At 45.6% G+C, this 11,839-nt stretch carries 10 protein-coding genes; 3 read left to right on the top strand and 7 right to left on the bottom strand.

The annotated features are described in order from the left end of the window. Positions 1-38 precede the first annotated feature (38 nt). The 7 genes from OW491_RS16890 to OW491_RS16860 form a co-directional block, all read right to left on the bottom strand. Positions 39-479 carry a YcgN family cysteine cluster protein gene (locus tag OW491_RS16890; RefSeq protein WP_075172688.1) on the bottom strand — a complete coding sequence of 147 codons (441 nt, stop codon included), beginning with the start codon at positions 477-479 and terminating at the stop codon, positions 39-41. After that, positions 479-766, bottom strand: a complete 288-nt coding sequence (locus tag OW491_RS16885) for a YcgL domain-containing protein (protein WP_290037057.1) — start codon at positions 764-766, stop codon at positions 479-481. The genes OW491_RS16890 and OW491_RS16885 overlap by 1 nt, the downstream gene beginning before the upstream one ends. Positions 767-774: 8 nt before the next feature. Then, a complete protein-coding gene (gene rnd / locus OW491_RS16880; RefSeq protein WP_290037055.1) occupies positions 775-1,947 on the bottom strand; it encodes a ribonuclease D in 1,173 nt (390 codons plus the stop codon). 8 nt (positions 1,948-1,955) lie between these two features. Continuing rightward, positions 1,956-2,552, bottom strand: coding sequence for a recombination mediator RecR (gene recR / locus OW491_RS16875; protein ID WP_075172691.1), 597 nt, complete (start codon positions 2,550-2,552; stop codon positions 1,956-1,958). A 3-nt stretch (positions 2,553-2,555) separates the two neighbouring features. After that, the gene (locus OW491_RS16870; RefSeq protein WP_075172692.1) at positions 2,556-2,882 is read right to left on the bottom strand and encodes a YbaB/EbfC family nucleoid-associated protein; all 327 of its coding nucleotides are present in this window, start codon (positions 2,880-2,882) and stop codon (positions 2,556-2,558) included. A 45-nt stretch (positions 2,883-2,927) separates the two neighbouring features. Next, positions 2,928-5,021: a DNA polymerase III subunit gamma/tau gene (gene dnaX / locus OW491_RS16865; RefSeq protein ID WP_290037052.1), complete on the bottom strand. Its 2,094-nt coding sequence runs from the start codon at positions 5,019-5,021 to the stop codon at positions 2,928-2,930. Between the two features lie 113 nt (positions 5,022-5,134). Then, positions 5,135-5,659 (bottom strand): DUF411 domain-containing protein, encoded by a 525-nt coding sequence (locus tag OW491_RS16860; RefSeq protein WP_215152286.1) that lies wholly within the window; start codon positions 5,657-5,659, stop codon positions 5,135-5,137. A 136-nt stretch (positions 5,660-5,795) separates the two neighbouring features. Here OW491_RS16860 and OW491_RS16855 point away from each other — a divergent pair, with 136 nt between their 5' ends. From OW491_RS16855 to OW491_RS16845, 3 genes are all read left to right on the top strand, one after another. After that, entirely contained in the window at positions 5,796-6,296 is a 501-nt protein-coding gene (locus OW491_RS16855) for a GNAT family N-acetyltransferase (protein ID WP_290037051.1), read from the top strand. Positions 6,297-6,463: 167 nt separating this feature from the next. After that, complete coding sequence (locus tag OW491_RS16850; protein ID WP_290037050.1) at positions 6,464-8,290, top strand: EAL domain-containing protein; 1,827 nt, start codon at positions 6,464-6,466, stop codon at positions 8,288-8,290. Next, positions 8,287-11,811, top strand: a complete 3,525-nt coding sequence (locus tag OW491_RS16845; RefSeq protein WP_290037048.1) for a transporter substrate-binding domain-containing protein — start codon at positions 8,287-8,289, stop codon at positions 11,809-11,811. Before OW491_RS16850 ends, OW491_RS16845 begins: the two co-directional genes overlap by 4 nt. The last annotated feature ends 28 nt before the right edge of the window (positions 11,812-11,839 follow it).

The raw sequence follows: 11,839 nt of genomic DNA, 5'->3' as shown, positions 1-11,839 counted from the left end.
GACATCTGATTAGCGCCATTCGCTATCTACACTACCTATTAGTCAGCTAAAACATAATCAATCAGCTGGTCCTCACTGATTTCATTATCTTTCACTTCATAAATACTTAATACAGAGGCATTCGCCTTAATAACTGAATCATCACGCCCTGACAATAATGGGTGCCATTCAGGTAAATCCTTCCCTTCATAAACAAGCCTATATGCACATGTCGGCGGCAACCAGTGAAACTCCGACACATCCTCAGGACGTAGCTTTACACAACTAGGCACTAACTCGGTACGCTTCTCGTATTGAGTGCAACGACAGTTATCATCCATGAGATGACACACTACCGTTGTATAAAATACTTCGTCCGTATCTTCGTCTTCTATTTTATGCAAACAACATAACGCACAACCGTCACATAAAGACTCCCACTCCATAGGAGTCATTTGCTCAAGTGTTTTACTACGCCAAAAGACCTCTTGGGCAACCACTAGCGCACACCTGACTCAGGTCGGCCTTTAAAAAGATCAAGCATGTAATCATCTTTAGGCGGCGGCATTTGCAAAAAATACCCTTTATCAACAATACCTGCCAACACCTTTTTTACATCCACACGAGCTAACTTTCGCCCTTCTTTCATTGGCATGTCCATTACGTGTATAGCAGTACCAAACATAGCCATTAGCTCATCAGGAACAGCCGTTAGCACATCACGTTTATCTACATATAGATACATTTCATCTTTTTTAGAGCTTTTATAAATACTACAAATCAACATACAACACCCTACTGCTCAAATTGTTTGAGTTGAGCTAATAGCGCTTCACCTATCAACTCTCGACGCCACCCACATAGAGCGGGGGGCAACTGATATTCACCTGTAAGCTCCTTACTCCGCACCAGCGCGTCCAAATCCTTCTTACGCAATAGAATTTCCGGAGCTATACCACGCTTTTGAGCTACCGATCTCGATATTGCTTTGAGCTTTTTTAAGCGACTATTCCAAATTATAGGTAAAGGCCTATTGATCGGCTCTGCAGGGTTCTTTTCAGCACTGTCTTTCGCATTAGCCAAAATCTCTAAAATAGTATCGCCGTCTTCACGGATTATTTTAGAACGCATATCTGGTACTCGTGATAGCTCTAGCGAGTTACGTGGCCAACGCTCTATTAACGTAATCAACGTTTGGTTACGTAATATCCGGTTACGTGGCACATTACGTTTTCGGCTTTGTTGCTCACGCCAGCTCGTCAAGTCACGCAAGCCAGCTAGCTTATGAGGAGGCAGCCCCCACACTTGGCTAAAGCGCTGATAATATACATGCCCTTCTGGATCCTTATCTATTACATTATCCAGTACATCTATCGACTCACTCATCAGCCAGTCTAATGAGCCTTTTTCTAGCAAAATAGTTGTTAACTGCTGACAAATCGCGGGCAAATATGCAACATCCAAGGCCGCATACACCTCTTGATCACGGCTAAGCGGACGACGTAACCAGTCCGATGTTGTCTCTCCTTTGCCAAGCTGCACCCCCAAGGCATGCTCAACCAAGCGCAACAACCCCATCGTAAAACCCCAACCCGCAAAAGCAGCTGCCATTTGCGTGTCAAAGATAGGGCTAGGTAAAGCACCTAACGTATGATTAAACAGCTCTAAGTCTTCACTGCCTGCATGAATAATTTTGAGCAAATCGGGTTTGTTAAAGACATTAACCAACGGCTCGAAATCAGTGACTTCTAATGGATCAATCAAGTAGCAACGCTGATCATCCGCGATTTGTATCAAACCGGGAATAGGATAAAAAGTATCTACACGCTGGAATTCGGTATCGAGTGCAATCATCGGTAACGACAGCCAATGATCGCAATAGGCGGCTAACTCTTCATTGGTTGTTACGTACACAGGATCATGAGCTGCCGCTTCTAATAACGACCAATCATAGGCTTTTTCGTTCATCGGCTCTCTCATAATAAGCGGCGGCCTGCTAGTGCATGCGCTAACGTGCCGCCATCGACATATTCTAACTCGCCGCCCACAGGCACCCCGTGCGCTATACGTGTTACTTTTACATCTGTACCTTTAAGCTGTTGAGCGATGTAATGTGCTGTTGCCTCCCCTTCAACAGTAGGGTTAGTCGCTAATATCATTTCTTTAACTTCGCCACTGCGCACACGCGCTAATAGCTCGTCGATCCCCAAATCTTCTGGCCCTATGCCATCAATTGGCGATAAATGACCGCCCAACACATAATATAGCCCCGAAAAACCACTGGTTTGCTCGATAGCCATAACATCCATTGGGGATTCTAAGACACATAGCGTTGACTCATCCCGCTGAGAGGACGAGCACAAAGCACATATCTTGGCCTCACTGAGAGTATGACAACGTTCACAATGAGCCACGTTTTCAGCAGCCTGTTGCAACGCCTGCGACAACTCCATAGCGGCTTCACGGTCACGCTCTAATAAGTGAAACGCCATACGCTGCGCGGACTTAGGCCCAACACCCGGCAAGCAGCGTAAAGACGTTACCAACTGCTGAATAAGTGGACTTAATGACATAATTTAAAAAGGCATATTAAAGCCCGGTGGCATACCCATGCCGCCGGTAATTGAAGCCATTTTTTCTTTAGTGTGAGATTCAACTTTACGAACAGCATCGTTGACCGCTGCCGTAATCAAATCTTCTAAAATCTCTTTATCTTCTTCCATCAAGCTGTCATCGATAGAGACACGCTTAACATCGTGACGGCCATTCATCTGAACCTTAACAAGCCCCGCACCTGATTCGCCGGTGATTTCTGCCATAGCGATTTCAGCTTGCGCCTTTTGCAAATCTTCTTGCATTTTTTGGGCTTGCTTCATGATATTGCCCATTCCACCTTTCATCATTTTCAATCACCTTTTCTTGTCTATAGACTGGCTATCATAGGATATTTATAAGCCGTTCGTATCAATCGGAACAATAGAGTCGCGTATCACCACTCCTTGAAACTCTTCTACTAACGTTTGAACAACAAGATCTTGCTCAAAGGAGACTATCGCTTCTTCTAAACGCTCAGCCTTTTTCCGCGAAAAATATTGGCTGGGTGTCTCTCTTGTTTGCGTATTTTTAACAAATTTTACTTCAATAGAGGCATTAAAATAGTCCAAGATAGCATCTTGAATGCGTTCTTTATGAACACCACTAAGTAACGCTTCTTGATCAGCTGTGTAATGATAAACCAGCTCAGCACTACCGACCTCTTCTAGCGATAACGTATTGGCCAAACTGGCTGTCATACCTGTCAAGCCTAACTGGCTTACGACTGAGACCCACAAATCGAGCGAAAATTCGTTGAATGCAATTTTCTTATCTAACGTTACCGGCGGCATATCGGCTGTTTTGACGATGTGCGCTTCGGCTGATGAGTCGGGCGTTTCAATCGCGTTAGCAGCATCCATCATTGGTTGGCGCTGGGGTACAGCCACACTGGATTGCTGAGAAGCCGCCACTACTGGTGCTTTATGCTCCGCAGGGGATACATTCTGCGAGGGTTGCTCACTCGCATTAGAAGGCTTTTTTGATGCGTAGTTCTCATCAGCCTCCTGAGCTGGAATATCACTTTCATCATAAAACGGCGGTGCTAAATCGGATGCTGAAGGAGCAGAAGGCTCTACCGGCGCGTTTATTCGTGATGGTACTGCTGTAACTGAAGGCTGGGCAGCCTCTTGCGGTTTATCTAACGGCTGCTCTTCCCATGGAGGCGTATCTTCAGTACGAGAGTTTGACGTCTCTGATGCTGGCATTGGTTCGACAGACTGCGCAGCGATAGGAGCTGATTCAGCTTGAGGCTCGACCGGTGCTGGTTGATCAGTTACCGGAGCTAACCCAGCAGGTGCTTCTTGGCTTTCTGTCGGTTTACTGTCTGAAGAGGGATTCAATGTTACCGGGCGCGCGGCAGTATCGGCTGGACGGAAAGCCAACATACGCAGCAACACCATTTCAAGACCTTCCCGTGCATCCGGCACATACGGTAAGTCTTTACGCCCCATCAATGCAATTTGATAAAACAGCTGCACATCTTCAGCGGTTAACTGGCCCGCTAATGTCGTGACCTGTTGTTGGTCTCCCATACTATTATCAACCGCTTCGGGGAGCGTTTGCGCGACAGCTACACGGTGCAGCAAGCTGATCATATCACCGAGGACAGTCATATAATCCGGAGAAAAACGAGACAACTCCGCTACCGAACTTAAAAGCAGCTTAGCATCATGCGCTACAAGCGCATCCAGCATACGGTACACCAAACGCTGATCAATCGTTCCGAGCATAGCTCGCACGTCGTTTTCGTTAACGCTTCCGGCACCGAACGCAATTGCTTGATCTGTCAAACTCAAAGCATCACGCATAGAGCCATCAGCCGAGCGCGCCAGTAACCATAATGCCGGATCTTCAAACGCAATTTGCTCTTCACCCAGAACAAACTGCAGATGGTGAACGATACGCTCAGGGATCAAGTTTTTAAGGTTGAACTGCAAGCAGCGCGACAAAATGGTTACTGGCAGTTTTTGTGGGTCGGTAGTGGCTAATAAAAACTTTACGTGTGGAGGCGGCTCTTCTAATGTTTTTAACAGCGCATTGAAAGAGTGGCTGGATAACATATGTACTTCGTCTATGAGGTACACTTTAAAGCGCCCATGTGTCGGCGCATATTGAACGTTTTCGAGCAGCTCCCGGGTATCTTCTACTTTGGTTCGCGAAGCGGCATCAACTTCAATTAAATCAACAAAACGACCTTCGGCAATTTCACGACATGCACTACAGACGCCGCAAGGCTCAGAAGATACACCGGTCTCGCAGTTTAAAGACTTTGCAAATAGACGCGCTATTGATGTTTTGCCTACACCACGCGTCCCTGTAAAGAGGTATGCATGATGCAACCGATCTTCATCCAACGCATTAACTAACGCCTTGAGAACATGTTCCTGCCCTACCATCTCGGTAAAACGTTTTGGACGCCATTTTCTTGCGAGTACCTGGTAACTCATAAACCGCTCATACCACACTAAAAATCAAACGCTAATGCTACCGATAACTGCTCTATATAGCTACCCAAAACAAGCGCGGCACTTGCAACCGACGCCCCTAATGGAGGGCTTAATTAATACTGCTGATCCTGATCTTTTATCGTGGCATAAATCTGCGCTGAGCCATCCTTCATTAAGAGCAAAACGGGATACGGCGTAAAGGTATTCGCCATTTCCATTCCGGGGCTTCCGGCAGGCATACCTGGCACCGACAACCCCAAAGCATTCGCGGGTGGGTTAGCTAAAAACTGAGAAATCAACTTGGCGGGTACATGGCCTTCGAAGACAAACCCCTGAGCATCAACAGCCGTATGGCACGAACGATACTTAGCATCGATACCTAACTGGGACTTAGTTTCAGCTAGGCTTCTAGGGTGGTGTATTTGGGTTGAAAAATGACGTTCTTCGACGTGTGTAATCCATTCGGCACAGCAGCCACACGTTGGGCTCTTATAGACACTTAGAGCTACGGGTATCGTACCCACTTGATGGGTTGATTCAGGATTACCGAGGTTTTTGTCCTCTTGAGCATAAACACTCAATGTTAACAAAGTACAGGCGGTAACAAAGCACTTTAATGCACGCTGCAATTTTCGCATAATCTATCCTAACTAATTAATGAACTATACAGTGTTATAGCAAGCGCATTCGTTTTTAGCATCCACGTTGCGCCTTCATCTTTACTATATTATCCGTATAAACAATCCTAAGCCTCACCTTACAAGGGTCACTTTTATGGCTATCAACATCCGCCGCGCAGTTATCGATGATTTAGCTGATATTGTTAACATCTACAATCAAACTATCCCAAGTCGATTAGCAACAGCCGATACGCACATTGTGAGTGTCGAAAGCCGCCATGACTGGTTTACAGCTCATCACGAAAAGCGCCCATTGCTAGTCGCTGAAATCGACAATCAAATTGCTGGCTGGGCCAGTCTAAACGATTTTTACGGCCGCCCTGCATATTATGCCACTGTTGAACTCAGCATATACATCGACTCTGCCTACCAAGGCCAAGGGCTAGGCAAGCAATTAGTAGCATACTGCATTGACCTAGCACCCACACTGAACATTTCGAACCTGCTCGGTTTTGTCTTTTCTCACAATCGCGCTAGCATTTCACTATTAGAGAATCATGGTTTTACGCAGTGGGGGCATCTTCCTGGAATAGCCGAAATGGATAACAACAAATACAGCCTTGATATCTGGGGGCTGAAGCTAGCGCAGAACTAAACCCGCGATTAAACCTATAAATTGGCGCCAGTTAACTATATATTGCTTAATAATTAAGCATATAACGGTACGCCTTCCTTTGCTTTAGGAACACAAGCCTACTCTTTGCAAACCATAAAAAAGAGAACGTACTTTCGCACTATTTTTCGACTTTAGGAGCGGCACGGATGTCTTTAAAAGTTCTAGTCGTCGACGATACACCCGACAACATAGATATATTACGACGGGTCGTTTCAACACTGGACTGTACAGTTCTAGTAGCCACGTCAGGCGAACGCGCGCTATCACTCATCAATAAGAACCCGCCGGATTTAGTGTTGCTGGACGTTATGATGCCTGGTATTGATGGCTTTGAGGTTTGTACGCAATTAAGGCAAAACCCAAAGACAGCGGACCTACCCATAATTTTCGTTACCGGACGCCAAGATGATATTAGTTTAGGCTTTAGCGTCGGTGGAAATGACTACATTACTAAACCAATCAACACCGATGAAGTGGTCGCACGTGTTAAGCATCAACTCGAGCGTCTGTCGCTGTTACGCGAGATGCAAGCACTAAACAATGAACTTGAGCAGAAAGTGCGAGATCGGACAGCAAAACTAGCGGTCGCTAATCAGCAGCTACGTGAAGAAATTAACGAACGGCGATATATGCAGGATAGGTTGAGATACCTAGCAGAGCACGACTTCGTAACGCGGCTTTATAACCGCAACGCCTTGGACGCACACATTGCAGATACCATTGAAGCGTTTCAGCTCCGTAGCCAACCGGCTAATTTTTTACAGATTGACCTTGATCGGTTTCGCTTAATTAATGAAAGCTGCGGATGTATTGCTGGTGATGAGCTACTTAAAGAATGTGGAGAACTCATAGCTAACTGTCTAACGAAGGACGACTTTTTTGCTCGTATAGGTGGTGACCGTTTTGCCATAGTCAGTAATAGACAGAGCAACCAAGCAGCACAGTCGTTAGCGCATCTTATTTACCAACAGTTTTCAGAGTTTTCATTTGAATGGGATGAGCGCTCTTTTAACGTAGGCGTTAGCATTGCAATTGTGCCCTTCAATTTAGACATTTACAGCTTCGACCAGCTATTAATTATGGCAGATGAAGTCATGTATTTAGCGAAAAAGGAAGGCGGCAAAGCAATATCCACCTATAATGAGAACACACCTTTAGCTGTCGTAAACCGCACTCGTATCAACTGGGCGCTACGCTTAGTCGATGCGCTAAAGTTTGATCACTTTCGTATCTTTGTCCAAAAAATAAATTCGCTTAAAGACAACCCTCTTGGTCTGCATGAGCCCATAAAAATGGAGGCGCTAGTTCGCTTATATGATGCAAGTAACGACCAAATACTCACACCCGATCAATTTATGCCCTCAGCTGAGCGCTTCCATCTTACCCCGAGTATTGATCGGTGGATGATAGAACATGTTTGTCTTTTTTTGCACGATCATCCAAGCTTACATCAACAAATATCATCAATTTCAATCAATTTATCAGCACTAACTCTAGGCGAACCCGACTTATGTCAATACATCGCCAGCGTACTTAAAAAGTATCAACTGCCAGCCAAGCTTCTCGTCTTTGAAATTACTGAAACCGAGCGCTTTGTCAATATAGAAAGTGCTGCCAACATGCTGTTAGACATCAGTCATTTAGGTTGCCAGATCTCTATTGATGACTTTGGTAGCGGCTACGCTTCATTCAACTATTTACGAGAATTGCCGTTCGACCAAATAAAAATAGACGGCGTCTTTATCCGTGATATGGAACACATTGAGGCTAACTACGAAATGGTTCGCTCCATTGTTGATATTGCTGCCAAGCTCAACAAACCGGTGGTGGCTGAATTTGTCGAGCGCGAATCCATTGCCACACTCCTTAAAAGCATTGGCGTACACTGGGGGCAAGGCTACCACTTCCATCGCCCCGAACTGCTGACACCGGCCTGTATCGAACGCTTATCTCAAATAAAGGAAGTGGTGTGATCAGAAAGACTTCACAGCTCATACTGACCGCCTGCATATTACTACTATTTAGTAACCCGTCGCTCATTGCGCAAGTGAGAGTCACACCACTTACCTTATCAGCCGATGAAGCAGCCTGGCTTGCTGATCATCCTGAAATAACCTTCACGGGTGACCCTAACTGGCTGCCTTTTGAGGCTTTTGACACAAACGGCACCTACATAGGCTTAGTTGCCAATTACTTAGCAACAATAGAAAAGCAGCTTGGCATCCATTTCGTAATAAAACAGAACACCAGCTGGCAACAAGCGATAGAAATGGCAGAACAAGGCCAGGTTGATGTCATTTCAGATGTGCTCGCTAACGAAACGGTCAGCCGAACGCACTCTTTTACTGCCCCTTACATAACCAGCCCGTTGGTTGTCCTCTCTCGTGAAGTTGGCACCCCCATCAGGGATCTAAATGAGCTAGGCGACGCCCCCATTGGTATTGTCAAAGAATATGGATACGTTTGGGATTTATGGGAGGCTTACCCTCAAGCTAATATGATCGATGTGGACACCATACAGGACGGTCTCGAAAAGCTGAATAACCGGCAAATAGACTACCTAGTGATCACGCAGACGGTTGGTCAATTTCACATTGCGAAAGCCAATAACTCAGCTCATTTGCATTTACGAGGCCAGCTTCCTATCAATATTGAATTAGGTTTAGCTGTCAGAAAAGACTGGCCAGAACTCGTTAGTATTCTCAACAAAGCCATTGCTTCGCTATCACCCGAGCAACGATATCAAATTGCTGAATCTTGGTATCTTCAAAACAGCGACTACTTTCAAGACAACCGAGATTTATGGCGCCTAATAGGCTTATCGGTTTCCGTCGTTGTCGTGTTATTTATATGGATCATCATGGCTAGGCGTCAGCAAAAACGGCTTGAACGCCGAGAGCAACGTTATGCACAAGCGCTAGCCGCTATTAATGCCGGAGAATGGGAACTCAATAAACACACCTTAAAATTATACTTATCCCCCGCCTTCCTCGAAAACGTAGGTATCACAGAGCAATCGGCTACGCATCATTTAAATGACCTCTACAACTGGATTGAACCCGAAGACCAACCTCACGTTATAGCAGCCTTTACGTCACTGTTAGAAGCTCCTGACTTTGGGCCAATCGAGGTATTTAGCGACGCACTACCCACTGATATCAACTTGCTCGATATCCAGTGCAGACTCAAAAACCCGTTATCCGATACCACGCCTATTTGGATTTCGATTAAAGGCCGAGGTATTCAAAAAGGCTCGATCACTAGCCAACGTAAGCTGGCAGGTACAATTGAAGACATCACAGAGCTCAGGCGCTCATCTACGGAGCTGAAACAAAAAGATCAACTGCTCGCCTCCCTGCTAGATACCATGCCAGATTTAGTCTCGCTTAAAGGGTTGGATCGAAAATATGTATTCACTAACAACGCTTTTCAGAACTTTTTCTGTCCAAGTGAAAGCCTTATTGGGTATAGCGACCAAGGCCTATTAAACCCAGAGCTGAGTGAAGCGATAGCAGACATTGAGCAACAAGTAATAGCAACGACAGAGAAGAAAGCGTATTCAACTTGGGCGACCGACTCATATGGCAACCCGTCCTATTTTGAAATAATAAAAACGCCCGTCTTTGATGAGAACGGTGATGTATCCGGCATACTCTCCGTTTCCCGTAACAGCACCGAGCGTTATCAACTGACTCAAGAGCTTGAGCAGTTTAAACTCTTTGCAGAGTATTCCGAACAGGGCATGGGAATGGCACACTTTGATACAACTATGTGTTATCTAAACCCTACCCTTTGTCGCTGGCTCTTAGGTAATGACGAAGCCGAGTACTTGAATCGGTCTTTTTATGATTTTTATCCTGTTGAGTACCACACCCAAATAGCCGAAGAAATTTTGCCAGCTGTACTCAATCACGGGCTATGGCGAGGCGAGCTTGAGCTCTTAACGCCGGATGGCAAAACCATACCGACACTCGAAACTTTCTTTTTAGTTTTAGGCCCAGATAACGAACCTTTATACATTGGGGATGTGATCATCGACATCTCGGCTGAAAAAGAAACTCAGCTGGCTCTAGAACACGCAAAACAAGAAGCTGACCGAGCTAACGCCAGTAAATCAACCTTTTTAACCAACATGAGTCACGAAATAAGGACTCCGCTCAATGCTGTGCTGGGCTATTCTCAGTTGCTCATGAAGGAGCCAGACCTTAACAGCGAATGCAAAGAGCAAGTGCGGCGTATTAATAATGCGGGGCAACGGTTGCTGAGTTTGATCAACGATGTATTAGATCTATCAAAAATTGAAGCCGGTAAATTCACGCTAAACCAAGACTCTATTAACTTAACCGATGAACTGACTGAGCTTATAACGCTTCATAAAGAAAAAGCTGATGCTAAACACCTATCCTTAATCGCTGACATAAACATAGATAAAAACGACTGGGTCACCACAGACAAAACTAAATTTGGGCAAGTCATTATCAACCTCATCAACAACGCCATCAAATTTACACAACAAGGTGAAGTGCGTGTCGAAGCTCATCGCACTAAACACGAAGTCCGTATTTGTATCAGCGATACTGGCGCGGGCATATCATCACAAGAACTAAACCAGTTATTTCAGCCTTTTGTGCAAGGACGCTCGGGTAACCAAAACGGCGGGACTGGCTTAGGGCTTGTACTCTCACGCCATATCGTTGAAGCGCTTGGCGGCACGTTGACTATGGAGAGTGTCCTTCACCAAGGTACTCAAGTACGCATCAATTTACCCTTGCCTCAGCAGCCATTAACGCCAGTTGATAAAAGCCTTGTTAGCTTTGAGCAGGGCTTGATACTGCCCCCTGATCAACAATTTACAGCGCTCATCGTTGAAGATGACGCCATGAGCCGCGACATACTCAAACAATTTCTACTGGATACCGGCTTTAACATTATCCTAGCAGAGGACGGCCTAGAAGGGCTCAGCAAAGCCTGCGAGCTAAAACCCGATATCGTATTCACCGATATACGCATGCCCGCCATGGACGGTGTAAGCTTGCTCAATAAACTGAGACAATATTACAGTTTAGCGAGAATCCCCATCGTAGCAGTGACGGCTTCTAGCCTAGAGCATGAACGCCGCTATTACTTACAACAGGGATTTAGTGACTTCGTTGGCAAACCCATAGACTTTAACTGGCTAATAACCGTTATTGAAGAGCAATTGAGCACAAGCTTAGTAAGCCCTCAAGCGAGCCAAGAGATGTCAGTAGAACACGAAGTTAAGCCCGTTGCGGCATCTTCTACCTCATCGATCAGACAAACACTGTCCCCCACCCTGATCAGCCGCATCAAAGTATCCGCACAAGAAGGCGATTTCGATGCTGTGGCCCAACTTTGCCAAGCCTCCTTTGATAAACACGATCCCCTTTATCAAAATATACAACATGCTTTAAAGCTGTACGATTTGGAGCAGGTCGTTGCGGTCTTAGAATCCGCCACCGAATCCCCAGCATAAAAAAAGGCAGTAGCGCTTTTACGCCACT

Origin of the sequence: Neptunomonas sp. CHC150 (genome assembly GCF_030397555.1) — a bacterium.
GTDB lineage: Bacteria > Pseudomonadota > Gammaproteobacteria > Pseudomonadales > Balneatricaceae > Neptunomonas > Neptunomonas phycophila.
The sequence above is the reverse complement of the archived record's forward strand: the minus strand, read 5'-3'. Positions and strand labels throughout refer to the sequence as shown.

Coding starts and splice junctions, on each gene's coding strand:
- OW491_RS16850 (WP_290037050.1), top strand. CDS start 6,464: ATGTCTTTAAAAGTTCTAGTCGTCGACGATACACCCGACAACATAGAT.
- OW491_RS16855 (WP_290037051.1), top strand. CDS start 5,796: ATGGCTATCAACATCCGCCGCGCAGTTATCGATGATTTAGCTGATATT.
- rnd (WP_290037055.1), bottom strand. CDS start 1,947: ATGAACGAAAAAGCCTATGATTGGTCGTTATTAGAAGCGGCAGCTCAT.
- OW491_RS16885 (WP_290037057.1), bottom strand. CDS start 766: ATGTTGATTTGTAGTATTTATAAAAGCTCTAAAAAAGATGAAATGTAT.
- OW491_RS16870 (WP_075172692.1), bottom strand. CDS start 2,882: ATGATGAAAGGTGGAATGGGCAATATCATGAAGCAAGCCCAAAAAATG.
- dnaX (WP_290037052.1), bottom strand. CDS start 5,021: ATGAGTTACCAGGTACTCGCAAGAAAATGGCGTCCAAAACGTTTTACC.
- recR (WP_075172691.1), bottom strand. CDS start 2,552: ATGTCATTAAGTCCACTTATTCAGCAGTTGGTAACGTCTTTACGCTGC.
- OW491_RS16860 (WP_215152286.1), bottom strand. CDS start 5,659: ATGCGAAAATTGCAGCGTGCATTAAAGTGCTTTGTTACCGCCTGTACT.